The sequence below is a fragment of the Sulfidibacter corallicola genome (assembly GCF_017498545.1).
GTDB lineage: Bacteria > Acidobacteriota > Holophagae > Acanthopleuribacterales > Acanthopleuribacteraceae > Sulfidibacter > Sulfidibacter corallicola.
This window is the reverse complement of the sequence record NZ_CP071793.1, coordinates 4200802-4219268: the sequence shown is the minus strand read 5'-3', so window position 1 is coordinate 4219268 and position 18467 is coordinate 4200802. Positions and strand designations below refer to the sequence as shown.

Here is an 18467-nt window from a genome sequence, read left to right as displayed (position 1 = left end):
CGGCGACCCATCGATTTCTACGTGCATTCAACCATGCCCCCGGGGCCCCACATTCCCTGCGGGCATTTCGCTGATAATCTGGATTTCCGAACCAACAAAGGAGATGGTCATGGCTGTTACTTTGCCCGAATTGCCCTATGCCAAAGATGCGCTCGCGCCGCACATTTCTGCAGAAACGCTGGATTTCCATTATGGAAAACACCACGCCGGGTATGTCACCAAGCTCAATGCCGCGATCGAGGGTACCGATTTCGAACACGCTTCCCTGGAAGACATCATCATGAAATCCGAGGGCGGCATCTTCAACAACGCCGCACAGATCTGGAACCACACCTTTTATTGGAACTCGCTGAGCCCCAATGGCGGCGGCGAGCCCAGCGGCGCCCTGGCCGATGCCATCAACGCCAGTTTCGGGTCCTTCGAAGCTTTCAAAAAAGAGTTCACCGCCAAGGCCGGCACCCTGTTCGGCAGCGGTTGGGCTTGGTTGGTCAAGAACAGGGAAGGCAAGTTGGAGATCGTGCAGACCACCAACGCCGGTTGCCCCCTGACCGACGGGCTGGTGCCGTTGCTGACCTGCGACGTGTGGGAACACGCCTATTACATCGACTATCGCAACGCGCGCCCCAAATACGTCGACGCCTTCTGGAGCCTGGTGAATTGGGATTTTGCCGCGAGCAACCTGTAAGTTCGCCGGGACGGTTCAAAAAAAGCGAAGGCGGCCTGTCGGGGCCGCCTTTTGTTTCTGTGTGGGTCTTTCGGGGAGCATCGGTTTTTTCGATTTCTGATTGACCGTTCAACTGAATGGTTGAAACTTTGGCCGTGATCCGCTTTGATGTGGGCAACCTATGTAGACGGTGAACGCTGTCTCCGGATCATGGAGACCAGGACCGGGATTCGCGGCTCGCGCGGGCTCACGCTCGCCAGCGGGTTGCCTTTCCATTCTCGCGCTTCCTGCATTCGAGATGGGCGATGAAACGTCGCGATCGCTTTTCCACCTTTCGTCGCAAAGGGGAGGGCGGTTGGATCAGGAGGCGATCACGACGTTCGTGGTCGCACGGCGGCGAGATCGAGCACGCCAGGCCGCTTTTGCGGAACTCGCCGCAACAAAATACCCCGCATGAGGAGAATCACATGAGTTTGGACGAACGCTTTCAGGACGCCGCCGCGCGTGCCAAGAGTCTTCCCAGCCAGAGCAACGAAAACCTTTTGAAGCTCTACGCCTTGTTCAAGCAGGGCACCAAGGGCGATGTATCCGGCCCCGAACCCAGCGCCTTCGATTTCAAAGGTAAAGCCAAGTATGGCGCCTGGGCCGATTTGAAAGGCACTTCTCAGGACGATGCCAAGGAACAATACATCCAATTGATCGACGATCTGGCCCAAGGCTAGATCGAACCGGGTCGGAAGTCTTGTAAGCTGACCGGCCGGCGATCACTCAACCGGACATTTGTGAGAGGAGGCGCGTCTTTGACGGCAATCGGCGTATTTGACTCGGGAATCGGTGGCTTGACGGTTTTGAAAGCCTTGCGCGAGGTACTGCCAGGAGAATCGTTCCTGTACCTCGGCGATACGGCGCGATTGCCGTATGGTACCAAGTCGCCGCGGACGATCACGCGCTACCTGCAACAGAACGTCTCCTTTCTCAAGTCCGTGGGCGTCAAAGCGGTGGTGGTGGCCTGCAATACGGCCTCGACGGTGTTGAAGGAAGCCCACCTGAACGGACTGCCCGTCTACGGGGTCATCGAACCCGGTGCCCGGGCGGCCCTGGCCGGCACCCACGCCGGTGTGATCGGTGTCCTGGCCACCCGAGCCACGGTTCACAGCGGCGCCTACGAGCAGGCCCTACTCGCCATACGCTCCGACGTGCACGTGGTGCAGCAGGCCTGTCCGTTGCTGGTACCTTTGGTGGAAGAAGGCTGGGCCCACGATCCGGTCACCGAAACCGTGCTGCATCGCTATTTGACCGCCCCCTTGGAAGCTCACGTCGATACCCTGATCCTGGGGTGCACCCATTATCCGGTGCTCAAGGACGTCGTCCAAAAAATGGCGGGCCCAACCATCCGCGTCATCGATTCGGCGCACGCGCTCGCCTACGAGGTGGCCGCCGATATCGAGGCCGGGCGCATCCCGGCAAACGGCGACGGCGGCGGGATCCAGGTGTTCACCACCGATATTTCGCCGTCATTCCAGCAATTGGGCAGCCACATCTTGGCGCCGCACGCCATCGATTCATGGGAGCTGGCTGACATTCGCGGCGATTGACCGCGTCATTCGGATCCGACGGATGTGCCGCCCGGCTGGATCACGGCATCTCCCCATACGAGATCAACTGTAGAGAAGAGAGGCTTGAACATGACTGCTAGATCTTTCGACCGGAAAAACCACGAGGCGCGTCCTCTGGAAATCATTCCCGATTTCACGGCCAACGCCGATGGATCGGTGTTGGTGTCCACCGGTAACACCAAAGTCATCTGCACGGCCTTTCTGGAAGAAAAGGTACCCGGATTTCTCAAGAACAAAAACCAGGGTTGGGTGACCGCCGAGTACGGCATGTTGCCGGGCGCGACCCATTCCCGTTCCAATCGCGAGGCGGCCAAGGGACGTCAACAGGGGCGCACCGTGGAAATCCAGCGCTTGATCGGTCGCAGCCTGCGCGCCTGTGTCAACTGTGAAGACCTCGGCGAACGCACCATCACGGTCGACTGCGACGTCATCCAGGCCGATGGCGGTACGCGGACGGCGGCCATCACCGGCGGTTGTCTGGCGCTCTACCTTTGCCTTTGGAAGCATCGCAAAAAATACTTCGTGCCGCCCGTCGTCGGAAGGGTGGTCGCCGTGTCGTTGGGAATCAAGGACGGTGAGGTCCTGGTCGACCTGGATTACGCCGAAGATTCCTCGGTGGACGTGGACCTCAACCTGGTGATGACCCAGGACGGACGATTCGTGGAAATCCAGGGCACCGCCGAGAACAAGCCGTTCACGCGGGCGGAGATGGATCGGGTGCTTGCCATGGGCGGCGACGCCCTGGACCTGACCCAAAAGGCCCAGCGTCAGGCCCTCTTGGATTACGGAGTGGATGAATCATGGATTCCATGAAGCGTTGGTTATTGGCAACCGGGAACGAAGGCAAGGTCCGCGAGCTGCGGCGGCTGTTGACGGGTTACCCCGTGAAGGCGGTCGGCCTGGCGGATATGAACCTGAAAGCGGAAGCTCCGGAGACGGGCGATACCTTTCTCGAGAACGCTCGCCAAAAGGCCGAATGGTACTGGCAGCGGGCTTCGATTCCCGTCTTGGCGGACGACTCGGGACTCGAGGTGGATGCCCTCGACGGCGCGCCAGGTATCTATTCGGCTCGGTTCGGCGGGTTCGAAACCCATGCCGAAAAAAACAGCCACCTGCTGCAACTCGTTCGTGAAGTTCCCCCGTCCGAGCGCACGGCCCGCTTCCGGTGTGCCGCGGTGTACTTCGACGGTGATCGCAGCCTTCACGCCCAGGGGACCCTGGAAGGTTGGATCGATTTCGCACCTCGGGGCGAAGGCGGATTCGGATACGATCCGATCTTCCTCCTCCGGCCGGAGGGGCCTACACTGGCCCAGATCTCCCCCGAAGAAAAAAACCGAATCTCGCATCGGGCTAGGGCGTTCACCGATCTCCTCGACCAACTTCTCGGTTGAGCGACGGTTCCCACAACCCCCCTTTTCGGCGATCTCGCAGTGGCTCTCGAGACCGTGGGAGGCGGGCGACGAGCGCGGAATGAAGTTGATTCGCTACCCAAATCCTGTTAAAACCTAGCAAGCTACTCCACTGAGGTCATTGCGTCGCGGTTGGTATGCGGGTTTTGCAACCTTTCACCTCTAAGCCCGTAGATAAGACACTAGCTTCAAATGCGTTTTGAAGCAGCTTAAGGAGTTTTTCATGGCGGAATTAACCATTCACGCGGTGCAAAAGGACAGCGCGAAGATTCTTTACCCTGATGGTTACATTAACGCCCATACCGTTCAAGAATTTGAGAAATCACTGCAATCTATATTAGAAGAAAAGAACTTCAGAATTATCATCAATTGCCGTGATCTCCAATACATTAATAGCTCCGGTCTTGGCGTCCTTATGGGCGTCATCGAAGAGATACAGGAAAACGAAGGTTTTCTTTGGCTCTCGAATATGAACGAGACGGTTTTCAATATCTTCGATACCCTTGGATTTACACACCTTTTCAATGTCTATCAGACGGAGGAAGAGGCAATCGGGGCGATAACACAGTAGAGGCGGAGACGGATCTCATGAATGATCTCCAAACAGGCAAAGTTGAGGTGACCTTTCCCAGTCAAACCGAATTTGTCCACATGATTACGGTGTTGGCCAGCAACGCCGCGACCGTGGCCGGGTTTGACAAGAAGCAGGCTGGAAAGGTAGCCATCGCGACGGATGAAGCCGTGACCAATGTCATTCGGCATGCGTACGGTGGACGTTCCGACAAGATCATCAACTTTACCGTGGAGATAACCCCCAAATCCCTGATCCTCAAAGTTAGCCACACCGGCAAGGCCCTCAAGAAAAACGAGATCCGGCTTCCAGTCATGGAAGAATACATCAAGAAGAAGCAGCCCGGCGGGTTGGGCCTGTTCATCATCGACAAGTTTATGGATGAGGTGGACTATTTGGCGGGGGAAGAGCATTGCTGCCTGATGACAAAATATCGCAACATGGACCAGTCCGGTGCCGAGAAAAAATAGACTCTTTTCGGAGTTGATGGCCCAGCTCAAGGATTTTCGTCCCGCCGACAGTTCCCTATCGCGTCGCCTCAACGAGCTGATCTCCCTCAACGAGCTTTTGGCCACCCTCAACACCGCACGGACTCTGGAGCAGACCCTCGACGTGATTTTGCTGACGATCATGGGTCAGCACCCCTGCGTCAAGGCCGCCGTGTTCCTCAAGGAGACGAACAGTTGGCGGTTGGGGATGGGTAAGGGCCTGCGGGACCACACCTTTCACCTGGAAAACCTGCCCACCGACGATCGCCTCGACGGTATGCCTGCGCTGATCCGTCCCGGTCACGGTGACTGGGACGAGCTGAGCCCTCTGTGCGAGGATGGCTTGTTCGATCTGGTCATTCCCGCCAAGAACGAGGGCAAGTTGGTGGGGGTGATCTGCCTCGGCAAGTGCCTCCTCGGCGATATCAGCGAAGACAAGGAACTGTTGCTGGCACTGATCGCCGATTTCGGCGGCGTGATCATGGGCAACCACCTCTACCGCGTCGATTTGGAGAAAATGAACCGCCAGCTCCAGCGGCGCCTGTTCCAGTTGAACACCCTGTTCGAGATCACCGGTGCCTTTGCCCGCTGTTACGAGCCGGAAGACGTGTACCAGATCCTGGCCAACAACCTGATGGGTCACTTTTTCATCAGCCGTTGCGGCGTGGTGACCATGGAGGATCGGCCGCAGATCTCGTTTCAGAAGGGTCTCAAGATCAAGGCCGAGCCGGTATTGGATGGCTGGCCGCCCCTGACCGAGTGGCCCGCTTCCGTGACCAGCGTCGATGCGCTGGGTTTCGAAGCGCCGATCGCGTTCATGAAAGAACAGAAGCTGCGCTATGCGGTGCCCATTGCCAGTGAAGGGGATGTGTTCGCTCTGCTGCTGTTGGGTCCCCGACTGGACCGTCGCAAATTGGGCGAGCACGACCGCGAGTTCATGGTGTCCCTGGCCAGACAGGCCGCGGTGGCGTTGGAAAATGTGCGGCTGCAGGCCGAGGTGCTCGAAAAGAAGCGCATGGAACGCGAACTCCAATTGGCTCGCGAGATCCAGCAACGCCTGTTGCCCAAGGTGGTGCCCTCCTTGTGCGGTTACCAGATCGCCGCCGAAATGCGGCCGTTCAACCAGGTGGGTGGCGACTTCTACGACTTTATCGTGCATGCGAACGGGCGCCTGAGTTTGTGCCTTGCCGACGTGTCGGGCAAAAGCCTGCCGGCCTCCATGATCATGTCCACGGCCCAGGCCTCCCTGCGTGCGCTGAACTCCTTCCCGGGAATTTCGCCGCGCGAAGTGATCGAAAAGCTGAATCTCCACCTGTTCCAATCCACGCAAAGCAATAAGTTTGTCACGATGTTCTATGCGGAGCTCGATCCCGAGACGCACCGCCTGCAGTACATCAATGCGGGCCACAATCGGCCGATCCTGGTTTGCCCCGAAAAAACGACCTCACTGCTTTCCCTGGGCGGGATGATGGTGGGCATGTTCCCCAACGTTCAGTACCAGGTCGGCACGATTGATTTCGAAGAGGGATCGGAGTTGCTGATCTACACCGACGGTTTGTCGGAAGTCACCGACACGGAGGGCGAGGAATTCGGGGACGATCGTTTGATCGACCTGCTCAAGAGCGTTCAGGGCCATGGGACCGTGTCCGAGGAAATGTCGGAAATCGTCACGTCGGTGATGAACTTCAGTGACGGGCAGATGGTGGACGATTTGACCCTGTTGCTCATTCGCCGGTCCTCCCAAGAGTCCTGATCGAATTGCGACACCAAGGGATAGGGAAAAGAGGTGACCATGAAGCCCAACAAAGGAAAAATCCTGGTGGTCGACGATGACGCGGCGATACGCCGCAGTCTCGACAAGATTCTCAAATACGAGGGTTACGAGACGGTGTTGGCCGAGAATGGCTCGCAGGGTGTGAATCTGGCCCTGCAGGAGGAGCCCGATCTCATCCTGTTGGACATCAAGATGCCGCGTATGGACGGGATCGAGGTGCTTCAAACCCTGATCAAGCAGGGCACGACCTCGCCGGTGGTCATGATTTCCGGGCACGGCACCATTTCCACCGCGGTCGAGGCTACCCAGCTCGGGGCGTTCGATTTCCTCGAAAAGCCCCTGGATCGCGAGCGCATCTTGATCGTGGCGCGAAACGCCCTCGAGAAAAAGACTCTTCAGGAAGCGAACAAGGTCCTCCAGAAACGCGAGGTGGGACGCTATCGGATGGTCGGCGAGCACCCGCAGATGGGCAAGCTCAAAGATCGCATCGACCGCGTCGCGGCAACCAATGCAACGGTGCTGGTGACCGGCGAGTCCGGTACCGGCAAGGAATTGATCGCGCGGCGTATCCACGAGAGTTCGGGGCGCAAGGGGCCCTTCGTGCAGGTCAACTGTGCCGCCATCCCGGAAGAACTGATCGAATCCGAATTGTTCGGACACGTCAAGGGCGCATTTACGGGCGCAACCGACAACCAGCTCGGCAAGTTCCAACTCGCCGACGGCGGCACCATCTTCCTCGACGAGGTCGCCGATATGAGCCTCAACACCCAGGCCAAGGTCCTGCGGGTTTTGCAGGAGGGCGAAGTACAGGCGGTGGGTTCGAACAAGGTGTTGACGGTCGATGTGCGGGTTGTCGCTGCGACCAACAAGGATTTGGAAAAGCAGATCGAAGAGAACAACTTTCGCGAAGATCTCTTTTTCCGATTGAACGTGGTGCCGGTTCGCAGTCTTTCGTTGAACGAACGGCGCGATGACATCCCGTTACTCGTGGACCATTTCAAAAAGCAGTTCGAATCGGACAACGGGCTCAAACCACGGGGGATGAGCAAGGAGGCCCAGGCCTTTTTCCAGACCCACCACTATCGCGGGAACATCCGCGAGTTGAAGAACCTGGTGGAACGGCTCCTGATCCTGGGTGAGGAAGAAGTGCTTCAGACCCCGTCCTCCGGGGTGGCAAAGCCCACCGATCGCATTTCCTTCGAGGGCTTCACCACCCTGAAAAAGTTCAAAGAGGAAATGGAACGCGAATTCCTCATCGCCAAGTTACGTCAGAACAACGGCAATATTTCCAAAACCGCCGAGGCCATCGATACGCCGCGAAGCAATTTGTACAAGAAGTTGGAATTGTACAAATTAAACGTGGAGGAATTGCTTTCCTGAGGCGATTGGTCGCGTGTTTTTTCGAAGATGCCCGGTTCGCGTCCCCCGCCGCCGGGCAATCTGCGTTTCCCAATCCCCTCGTTCGGTTATAATGATGTCACTGATATCCAGATAATTGGATTCATTGAGTATGGGTTTCCAGCGAAGTTTTGGGTCGGCCCAAACGGCGCCACCCGATCGGTCGCTGCACGACTTCGGGGGAATTATGCTGGTGATGTTGCTTTCGGCGTGCTTGGCCGCGGGCAAACTGCAGTTCATCGAACCGGTGGGGGAGCGGTTTGCCGGCATGACGCGATTTCACCTGACTTGTGATGTCCCCGACGACGAGATCCTCGGGCTGGAGGTTTTCGTCAACGGTCAATCGGTTCATTATTTCGAATCTCCACCCTTTGAAACCGAGCTCGATCTCTCCCGTTTCCCGGAAGGCGAGCTTCACATTCGCGCCGTGTTGAGTCGATTCAGCGGCAAAGACCTGGTAGCGGAGCGGAAGGGCCAGAATCATCCCCATTTTTTCGAGGAAGACGTTCGCTTGATCCAGGTTCCGGTCAAGGTCGCGTTCTCCGGCGAGGTCCGTGAACTGAAGGCCGAGGATTTTCAGCTCAGGGAAAATGGGGTGCCCCAAAAGCTGACCTACCTGCTCAGCGAGGAACATCCCCTGCATCTGGTGCTGGCTGTCGATTACAGCGGCTCGATGGAATCGCGGCTGCCGGTTTTGGTGCGCGGTATCTGGCAGTTGCTGGATCAACTGAAAGAGCACGATCGCGTCCAGATGATCGGTTTCAACCATCGGGTATTCGAAGTGTTCGAAACGGATACCGACAAGGAAGCCCTGCGCACCCGCCTGCTCCGGATCAGGGCCGATGGCGCCACCAATCTCTACGGCGGCGTGTGGTCGGGTGTCAAACTGCTGAGCCAATCGAACTTGCGTCGCGCTTTGGTGGTGTTCACCGACGGTAAGCACGATTTGGACGGCGAAGAAGACGTCTATGGAAAGGGTTTGAAGGATTGTGTGGATTTGGCCTCGCGCGCGGGCGTCCCGATCTACACGATGGGCGTCGGATCCAGCGTGGATCCCGACGTGCTCCAAGAGCTTTCGATGTTGAGTGGCGGCAAATCATTTGTTTTGAAATCATCGCAACAAATTCGCAAGGCCTTTGCCGTCGTGGGCCACGAATTGCGGCACCAATACCTGTTGTGTTACCACACGCGCTCCACATTCTCTGGATGGCATGATATCGAAGTAAAAATACAGGCCGACGCAGGACTTTTGCGCTATCCGCAGCGACTCTACTTTCAGCAGTAGATGTTTGACCATCGCGGTGTTCCTCGGATCGCGCGATGGTGTTTGAAAATTCAGAAGAAATGGCGGGCGGAGGTCACGCTTTTTTCTCCGATTTCGCCTTTCTTGAAAAGCGACTGGCAAATGGGTGCTGTGTGGCGAGAGCCGACGAACCGCCCGGGATTCTTCGGAACGCCTTCGACGATAATCCTTTTGATTTGTCGGGTCGTTTCTCGCCCACAACTCATTCTCGCCATTCAGGACTGTAAGGATGCCGGATACCCGGTGACTTTACAGATGGATCCGAGCAATTGGAGGAGTCAGTTCCCATGAACGAGCCGCTGCATCCAAAATTTCCGCGTTGGGATTTGAGGGTCTCTCGTCCGAGGGTTTCTACCGCTGGAGTCGATCTTCATGGTGCGGATCGCTATGGGTTTGGTTGACGGCAATTGGATTTCCAGAGAATATAAGCCGAGGTAGGAAAAACTGGTGTTGGTTCGCAAGATCGGATCGGACTTTGATCGTGAATCAACCATTTGACTAGATATTTGATTTTTGAACTTTGTTTTCCATAACGAACATGATGGTCAGCAGTACTTCGAGGACGACACATGCAATTCAGCAAAAAATTTCTTGGCTTCTCACTTCTGTTTGTCTTGGCGATGGGAGCGATCGGGGCCAATCTTCTGAACCGTGAAAAGGCGGCGGACGACGGCGAATCCAATGCCGGTGCCGAGGAAACCCAGGAAAAGGTTTCCAAATCTCTGAGCAGTCTCAACAAACGGTTCGGCGGCAAGGAAACGCCGATTCTGGTTCAGGCCGAGCCCGTCACGCGCGGCGACCTGATTCAGAAGGTAACGGCCCAGGGGCGTGTTTTCGCCTATCAGAATATAGAGATCGTGAACGAAATCGCCGGCCCCCTGGTGGTCCTGTCGGTCAAGGACGGGGATTATGTGGAAGCGGGCCAGGTCATTGCGCGGGTAGATACGCGGGAGTACGTGTTGGCGGTGGAGGAGGCGCGGGCCAATCTGCTGAAGGGCCGCGCCGAATATGTCGTGGAACGGATCGGCATGGACGATCCCGAGCAGGCTACGGCGGATCAGAAGGGAGAACGAGTCGAATTGGAGCGGAAGCTGGCGGCCCTGGTCGCCGATTTCGAGGCGGGCAAGATCACGGAATCGGATTACCGCCATGAACGCCTGGTTCTCGAGCTGGCTCAGGTTCGGTTGGGTTCCTCGCGGGAAGAAGTGGTTCAGGCGCGCACCATGGCGGCTGCGCGGGTCGCGTTCGAGCGGGCCCAGCTCAATTTGGAGCGTTGCGAAGTACGGGCACCCTTCTCGGGACGAATTTTCGAGGTTTCGGTCGCGCAGGGTCAGTATCTGGGAGCGGCCACCAAAATCGCGCGCCTGGTGAACATGGAGGACCTGGTGGTCAAGGCCCAGGTCCTCGAATCGGAAATCGGCCACGTTTTCGAAGATCGACCGACCAAGGTCAGTTTCGCGGCGTTGCCGGATCTGGGCGACATCGACGGCGTGGTCGAAGCGATCAGCCCGCTGGTCAATGCGGAGGAGAAAACGGTCGAAACCATCATTCGCTTCAAGAACGTCGACAACCGCGTACGGCCAGGCATGTTCGCGGAGGTACTCATCGATTCCAAGATTTTCCAAGATCGGTTGATGGTTCCCAAAACCGCGATTCTGCCGCGTAACAAGCGTAAGGTCGTCTTCCGGGTCGGCACCGACAGCAGGGCGCAGTGGCTCTACGTCGAAACCGGTGTCGAGAACGAGGAGTCGATCGAAATACTGCAGGGTGAATTGTCGGAGAACGACCTGGTCCTGACGGACAACCACTTTACCATGGGCCACGACACCCTGGTCAAGGTGACCAAAACCAAAAAGTAGCGGCGATTCCACTGGCGTCGTTCTCCATGATCGTGGGTCGCCAACCGGCGCATGCCTGTCGACGAGCCTCGACCCGCCGAATCGGTTTCCAGTGTTGACAAGAAGGACATAGATTCATGATTTCGATCTCTCTCAAACGACCGGTCACCGTGGCCATGTGTGTTTTGGGTTTGTTGGTGTTCGGGGTATTGAGTTACACCCAACTGGGCCGCGATCTTTTGCCGGACATCGCCTATCCCTCTCTGACGGTCGTGACCCGCTACGAAGGTTCCGCGCCGCCGGAAGTCGAGGAGTTCATCACCAAGCCGCTGGAATCGGCGTTGGCGACCGTCAAGGGAAAGCGGCGCATTTCCAGTATTTCTCGCGAAGGGATCTCCCTGATCACGATTGAGTTCGAATGGGGCCACGACATGCAGTTCGCCACCCTGCACGTTCGCGAGAAGCTCGACAACGCGAGATATCAGCCCACGTTTCCCCAGGATGCCGAACGACCCAACATCCTGCGCTGGGATCCCTCGGCCAAACCGATCGTCGGATTGGCGATCACCGGCAAGATGCCCTTGCTGGAATTGCGGGAAATGGTGCGGGAAGTCATCAAGCCACGCCTGGAGCAGTTGGATGGGGTGGCGTTCGCCCAGCTTTCCGGTGACATCGAGCGCGTGATCGACGTGGAAGTGGATCGCGAGAAGCTGGCGCTCTACGAAATCAAGCTGCAGGATATCGCCAATGCGATCGGGCGTGCCAACGCCAACGTACCGGGCGGTACGATCAAGAAGGGTCGGTACCGGTACTCGCTGCGAACCCTGGGAGAATTTCAGTCGGTCGCGGAGATCAACAGCGTGGTCGTGGCACGCAAGAACGGCGCGGACATTTTGGTTTCCGACGTGGCGATCGTGCACGATACGGCCAAGGACCGCGATGCGATGTCCATGCTCGACGGTGCGGAGGCGATGGGCCTGCTGATCTACAAGGAATCGGGCGCCAATACCATCGAATCCACCGACCGCATCAAGGCGTTGCTCGGCGAGTTGAATCAGGCCTATGCCAACGACGAGCAACAGGTTCGCCTGGTTCTGGCGTTCGAAGAAGCCAAGTTCATCAAGCAGGCACTTAATAATGTATGGGTCTCGCTGTTGTTCGGCGGCTTTTTCGCCTTTCTGGTGTTGGTCCTCTTTCTCGCCGACCTCAAGTCGCCCTTTTTCATTTTCGTGTCGATACCCATCGCCATCATCACCACACTGGTGTGCATGTACTTCGCCGACATCACCCTCAACATCATGTCCTTGGGTGGACTGGCTCTGGGTGTCGGCATGCTGGTGGACAACTCGATCGTGGTTTTGGAGAACATCTACCGCTACCGCGAGCAAGGGCAATCCCCCTTGGAGGCGGCCTTCCGCGGCGCGCGCGAAGTGGCCCTGCCGGTTTTCGCCTCGACCTTGACCACCATCGCCGTTTTCTTCCCCATCATCTACTTGAAAGGGGTGGCCGGGGCGCTGTTCAGTGAGCAGGCCTGGGCGGTCACCTTTTCCCTGGTGTCCTCGCTGGTGGTTTCCCTGACGGTGCTACCGCTGCTGACCGCGCTTTCCTCGATCCTGGAGGGCCGCGACAGTCTTCCCGCCAAATTGACGCCGATATGGAAGCTGGAGGCATCGACCTATCCGCGCGGCCTGGTGTTCTGGCGCTGGTGGGAATTCTTGGTCTGCTTTTTGATGGTCGCCTTGGTGGCCGCATACTTCAAGCAGACGTGGACGCGCCTGGCCTATTTGGGGTTGGCCCTGTTTTTCCTGCCCGTGGGCCTGTTCCTCATCAAGTGGATCGCGACCTTTCTCCTGTCATGGTTGTTTCAGGCGATGGTGTTCCTGCTGGTGGCGGGCAAGAACTCCCTGGAGTTCCTGTTGGAGCGTATGATTCTGCCGGGCTTCAACGCGCTGTACGGTGCCTTCGAACACTTCTATCACCGATCCCTGGTCTGGTGTCTCGATCGCAAGTGGGTGGTGGTTTCGCTTGGGTTGATCTTGATGACGCTGACCTACATGACCGGAATCGAGTTGAAGCGCGAGTTGATGCCCAAATCTGCGACCGGGCAGTTCACGATCGAGGCCAAGCTACCGCCGGGAACGTCGCTGGAAATTACCGCCGAGGTGATCGAGAAGCTCGAAACGACGTTGCTCGAGGAACCGTCGGTCGCGCTCATTTTTTCCCAAATCGGGGCCTCCGATGCGAACCTCAGCCAACTCCTGAAGGACAGCGGCACCAATACCGCCCAATTGTCGGTGAAGATGAACGAGGCCCACGTCTCGCTGGACGAGGTCTACCGGCTGTCCGGGGTGACCCGCCAATTCGCCGAATCGGTGCCCGGCCTGGAAGTGGCCTTCACCGAAAGTGAATCGTCCTTCGAAGACCTCCTGGCCAGCGAGGGCGGCACCGGATTGGTGGTGCAAATCCAATCGGAATCGTTCGACGACCTGTTCGAAGCCAACGACAAAGCCGTGCAGGCGCTGGGCGAGGTCGACGTGTTGCAGGACGTCAAGTCGACCTTGACGCGGGACTACCCGCAAATGAAGGTTACCCTGGACCGCGATCAGATCGGCTTCTACGGGTTTTCGCTCGCCGATATCGGTCAGTACCTCTCGGGAGGGATGCGCGGCAGCGAGGCGACGCAATACAAAGAGTTCGACCGCAATATCGACGTCCGCGTGCGTTTTTCGGAAGAGGATCGCGAAAATTTCGAACGCGTCATGCAGGCCAAACTCACCTCGCCCAATGGAATCGGGGTGCCGCTTTCCGAGTTGATTCATGCCGAAGTCATCAAGGGCCTCAAAGAGGTTCGCAGGGTGAACCAACGGCGCGTGGCCCTGGTGACCGCCAACTTGGGTGGTCGCAAGATCTCCGAGGTGTTGCCGACCGTGGAAGCGGAACTCGAAAAGCTGTCTTTGCCCTCTGGTGTGCACTACCAGATCGTCGGGGAACAGGAAGGGATCCAGAACTCCTTCAGCCAACTCTTTTTGGCCTTTCTGCTGTCGGGGGCCCTGGTCTACATGATCATGGCCGGTCAGTTCGAATCTCTCCGCTTTCCGTTTGTCGTGATCTTCACCATTCCCATGGGGCTCGTGGGCACCGTCTTCATGTTGTTCACCTTCGATCAGTCCATCAACATCATGTCGCTGATCGGGTTGGTCGTGCTCACCGGCATCGTGGTCAACGACGCGATCGTCAAGGTCGATTTCATCAATCAGGCTCGAAAGGAGGGCGCTTCGGTGCGCGGTGCCATTCTGGAAGCCTCGCGCGTCCGGCTGCGCCCGATTTTGATGACCACCGCGACCACCGTACTGGGCCTGACACCGATGGCGTTCGGCTTCATTCCCTGGCTGATGAACCTGGAGCCGATCCAGCCGATCGTGCTGTTTCTCGATCAAGTGGCGGTTTCCATGGGCGCCCCGTTGGCTTCCGAACTGTTCAGTCCCAGGGGGGCCGAGATCCAGAGACCTCTGGCGCTGGTCGTGATCGGCGGATTGTCGTTGGCGACCTTGTTGACCTTGGTCTTGATTCCCGTTCTGTATGAGAGTCTGGCCGCATCCAAGACCGAACCGGTCGCGGAAGCCCCCGAAGCGGAGGTGGTGGCTTGATCGATTTCCTGCTTCGGCGACCCGTCGCGGTCTCCATGTTCTATCTGGCCGTCGTCATTCTGGGTTTTCTCTCGTTTCGCAACCTGTCCGTCGAGGGCCAACCCGACACCGAAATGCCGCAGTTGGTGGTTTCGACCGTTTGGGGCGCCAGCTCGCCGGAAGTCGTTCAGGTCTTTCTCACGTCGCCCATCGAGGAAGCGGCCGCCCAGGTGGAAGGCCTGGAGGAACTCTACAGCAGCTCCACCCGCGGAGAGTCGACGGTCACCCTGAAATTCAACCGGGATACCGACATGGAGTTCGCGCGCCTGGACCTCAACGAGCGGCTCTCCCAATTGCGGGGCAACCTGCCGCCAGGAGCCCAGCAGCCGGTCATCAGCATGGTGGATACCGAGGACCGCGGCAGCGGCCGCATGTTCATGCTGTGCAGCATTTCGGGTCCCTATGATTTCCAACGACTTTCGGAAATTCTGAAGGACCAGTTGCGGCCCGAGTTGTCCAGTGTCGAAGGGGTCGCGGAGCTCCTCGTCTGGGGAGACCGGGAAAAGAATATTCGCGTCAGTTTGGATCGCGAGGCGATGGACCTGTACAACCTGGTGCCGTCGATCATCAACCAGAAAATCGCGGCGCTGACCGACAACTACGAAACCTCCCGTTCCCATCTCGGCAATCAGGAGTACTCGATCACCATCGAGAACTCGATTCGAAGCCTCGACGAGCTGAACAACTTGGTGGTGGCCCAAAGCGAAGAGCGAAAAGTGTTGCTCTCGGATGTGGCCAAACTGTCCATCGGCCAGGCCCGTCCGCGCAGCCTATCCCGGCTCAACGGGAACCCGACGCTGGCGGTCACGATCTTCAAGGAGACCGGGGCCAACGTGATCGAAACATCCGATCGGGTGAAGCAAAAGGTCGCCGAGGTGTTGCCGACCTTGCCGGAAGGATTCCGGCTCGACTGGGTCGTCGATGAAGGCCAGATGATGAAAGAGCAGCTCGACTCCGTGTATCAACGGGCGCTCTGGTGTATCGGGCTGATCGTGATCCTGCTGTTGATTTTCCTTCGCAGCGTCAGCGCGGCCATGGTCATCACCTTCAACATCCTGTTCAGCGTGCTGATCACCATCAACTTCATGTACTACTTCCAGGTATCCTTCAATGTCGTCACCTTGAGCGGGCTCGCCATCGGGTTCGGCATGTTGGTGGACAACGCCATCGTGGTCCTCGAAAATATTTTCCGGCATCGCGAGTTGGGCAAGAACAAACTCGATGCGGCCGTCGAGGGCGTCAAGGAAGTGGGTTGGGCGCTGCTGGCGGCCACCCTTACCACCGTGGCGGCTTTCGGCTGTATGCTAGGGCTCAAGGATCGCCTGGCCGTGACCTATCTCCCCTTGGCCCTGGCGGTCATTTTCTCGCTTTCGGCCTCCCTGTTGGTTTCCTTTTCCTTCACCCCGTTGTTGAGCCTGCTGATTCGCGGCAGCAACCTTCGAAGGGAAAAGCGGTCCGAAGGCGGTGGCCGTTTGCAGGCGATGCTGTCCAAGCCCCTGCTCTGGCTGCTTTCCTCCTACGGGAAGGTCGTCGATCTGGTCCTTCACCACAAATTGACCGTACTCGTCGTGACTGGCTGCCTGATGTTCCTTTTCACGCGCATCTTCTTCACCGAGATCGATCGCGGTGGATTCTCCTTCGGTTTCCTCCGCGACGACAGTGTGATCGTCAGTATTCGGATGCCTGAAGGTGCCGAACTGGAAACGGCCGATGACGTCATCCGCCAATTCGAGGAGCCGCTGTTGGAGTTGGAGGTCGGCGGTTACAAGGACCTTTCGGTACGCGTCGACGGGGTCCGGGCGGTCATGGAAGTGAGATTTTCGTCCGAAATGTTGGCCTCTCCCTATCCCTTGGCCTTGAAGTCACGGCTGATCGGCATCGCCCAGGGGTTCGCAGGAATCAACGTGTTCGTGGGCGGCATCAATGCGGATGACAATTATTACTCCGGGTCGACGGGGTACGAGACCTACAACAGCAGTATTCGCCTGCTCGGTTACAACTACAAGCGTCTGATGGACTACTCGGAGAAAGTGCTCCGAACCGTGCGGCGCAATCGAAGAGTGAAAAATACAAACATTCAGACATCGAGACGGTCTTTTGGGCGGCGCGACCAGACCGAGTCGGTGATTGAAGTCGATCGAAAGGCCCTGAAACATCATGCAATCGATGTCAGTTATCTGATGGGCTTCATCAGCAGAAACCTTCGCCTCGAGTCATTGACCCGAACCAAGTACCAGGGCGAGGAAATCATTCTGGAATTGAAATTCGAGGATGCCGACGTCTTCGATATCAAGGCCCTCGAAAACCTGGTGATCACCACCGAGGAGGGCGAGCGGATCCGATTGCAGGATCTGGTGGTGCTTCGCGAGCGCAAGGTTCCCGGTGGCATCGACCGCAAGGATCAGCAATACGCGGTCACGATCCAATGGGATTACAAGGCTTCCTACAAAAAGGCACGGCGTTACAACGAAAGTGTCTTTTCGAGCCTCGAGCTGCCCTCGGGCTTCAGTGCGGAGCTGGATTACGATCGCGATCTCTCCCAAGAGGAGACCGAAAACCTGAAGTGGGTGCTCATCGTCGCCGCGGCCATCGTATTCATGATCATCGCGACCCTCTATGAATCCTTCATCGATCCGCTCATCATCTTTTCGACCATCCCGCTGTCGTTCATCGGGGTGAGCTGGATCTATTGGTATACCGGAAACAGTTTCGACAGTACCGCCTACATCGGCCTGGTCATCCTGGCCGGCATCGTGGTGAACAACTCCATCCTGTTGGTGTCGCAATTGGGGTTGGAAGTGCGCCGCATGGATGAAACCGGGCTGACCTTCAATCAGGCGATCACCAAGGCCTGTCAGGACCGCCTCAGACCCATTTTGCTGACCGCCATCACCACCATCGTCGGCCTGTTGCCGCTGCTGGATGAATTTGTCGTCTGGCTGATGGATTTCCCGTTGATCGTCTGGCTGATCGAGATGGGCGGAGGGAGCGTGGCCGCCAACGAGGGGGCGGAAAACGCCGGGCTGCAGGCCACCCTGAAGATGTTCTCCAGCCTGTCGCGTTCCACCGTGGGCGGTATGATCAGCGCAACTCTTTCCACCTTGTTCGTGATTCCTGTGGTCTATGCGATTTTCTTTAGAGGGAAACAATGGCTTCACGTGAGAATTAATGAAGTGTTTCGGGTTTTGCGGGCCGATGGTGAGGAAGCCTGAGCCCGGCAGGGCGGATGCCTCGCCGAGATGGCCCCGGCTGGGGGGCGGAGGCCCGAAAAGTGAGGAAAATGGCCCTCCGATTTAGGAGTGGAGGCCATGTCGCTCGTTCTGTCTTGTGGCCAAGTTGTAAATATCTGTATTTGTTGGTTTTGCTTTTGTGCTCCGGGCCCTGGAGAAGGCCGTTCGGGCTGCCTCTCTCGAATCGAGCAAAATCTTGAAACCGTTGGGGCACAACGGTTTTCGAGAGATAGGGTCTGTAAGTTTTCTGTAAAACAAGTGAGAATTTCGGATAAATCTCTTGCTTTGTTTACGGTTGTCGAAATATAAATAGGCTAGGCCTTACCGGGACCAAGATTCTTTCTGATTTTTCGTGTTTTCTGCCCGTTGGGCTGGGGAGACTAGCTCCCTCTGTATTTACAAAGTGGCTTGACGATTGCCAAATCGCTTAGGTAACATGCACACCTCAGTATTTCCATTTTTAAGAGACCGTTTTAGGGAGGTAATGATC

Annotated in this window: 13 protein-coding genes; all 13 read left to right on the top strand. The window is 57.3% G+C overall.

All coding sequences use genetic code 11. The features are described from left to right. Positions 1–109 precede the first annotated feature (109 nt). Positions 110–685 (top strand): superoxide dismutase, encoded by a 576-nt coding sequence (locus J3U87_RS12600; protein ID WP_237383395.1) that lies wholly within the window; start codon positions 110–112, stop codon positions 683–685. A 446-nt stretch (positions 686–1131) separates the two neighbouring features. Beyond that, positions 1132–1386: an acyl-CoA-binding protein gene (locus J3U87_RS12595; protein ID WP_237383394.1), complete on the top strand. Its 255-nt coding sequence runs from the start codon at positions 1132–1134 to the stop codon at positions 1384–1386. A 60-nt stretch (positions 1387–1446) separates the two neighbouring features. Then, positions 1447–2259, top strand: a complete 813-nt coding sequence (gene murI / locus J3U87_RS12590; RefSeq protein ID WP_272932483.1) for a glutamate racemase — start codon at positions 1447–1449, stop codon at positions 2257–2259. 90 nt (positions 2260–2349) lie between these two features. After that, positions 2350–3093 (top strand): ribonuclease PH, encoded by a 744-nt coding sequence (gene rph, locus J3U87_RS12585; RefSeq protein WP_237383392.1) that lies wholly within the window; start codon positions 2350–2352, stop codon positions 3091–3093. Continuing rightward, positions 3081–3671 carry an RdgB/HAM1 family non-canonical purine NTP pyrophosphatase gene (gene rdgB, locus J3U87_RS12580; RefSeq protein WP_237383391.1) on the top strand — a complete coding sequence of 197 codons (591 nt, stop codon included), beginning with the start codon at positions 3081–3083 and terminating at the stop codon, positions 3669–3671. The genes rph and rdgB overlap by 13 nt, the downstream gene beginning before the upstream one ends. 241 nt (positions 3672–3912) lie before the next feature. Next, the gene (locus tag J3U87_RS12575; RefSeq protein ID WP_237383390.1) at positions 3913–4260 is read left to right on the top strand and encodes an STAS domain-containing protein; all 348 of its coding nucleotides are present in this window, start codon (positions 3913–3915) and stop codon (positions 4258–4260) included. Between the two features lie 17 nt (positions 4261–4277). After that, positions 4278–4730, top strand: a complete 453-nt coding sequence (locus J3U87_RS12570; RefSeq protein WP_237383389.1) for an ATP-binding protein — start codon at positions 4278–4280, stop codon at positions 4728–4730. A gap of 16 nt (positions 4731–4746) precedes the next feature. Beyond that, the gene (locus J3U87_RS12565) at positions 4747–6501 is read left to right on the top strand and encodes a GAF domain-containing SpoIIE family protein phosphatase (RefSeq protein ID WP_237383388.1); all 1755 of its coding nucleotides are present in this window, start codon (positions 4747–4749) and stop codon (positions 6499–6501) included. A gap of 39 nt (positions 6502–6540) precedes the next feature. Next, entirely contained in the window at positions 6541–7902 is a 1362-nt protein-coding gene (locus tag J3U87_RS12560; protein ID WP_237383387.1) for a sigma-54-dependent transcriptional regulator, read from the top strand. Positions 7903–8107: 205 nt separating this feature from the next. Further along, a complete protein-coding gene (locus J3U87_RS12555) occupies positions 8108–9205 on the top strand; it encodes a VWA domain-containing protein (protein ID WP_237383386.1) in 1098 nt (365 codons plus the stop codon). 587 nt (positions 9206–9792) lie between these two features. After that, positions 9793–11082, top strand: a complete 1290-nt coding sequence (locus J3U87_RS12550) for an efflux RND transporter periplasmic adaptor subunit (RefSeq protein WP_237383385.1) — start codon at positions 9793–9795, stop codon at positions 11080–11082. 116 nt (positions 11083–11198) lie between these two features. Further along, entirely contained in the window at positions 11199–14708 is a 3510-nt protein-coding gene (locus J3U87_RS12545; protein ID WP_237383384.1) for an efflux RND transporter permease subunit, read from the top strand. Further along, positions 14705–17959, top strand: a complete 3255-nt coding sequence (locus J3U87_RS12540; RefSeq protein WP_237383383.1) for an efflux RND transporter permease subunit — start codon at positions 14705–14707, stop codon at positions 17957–17959. The genes J3U87_RS12545 and J3U87_RS12540 overlap by 4 nt, the downstream gene beginning before the upstream one ends. The last annotated feature ends 508 nt before the right edge of the window (positions 17960–18467 follow it).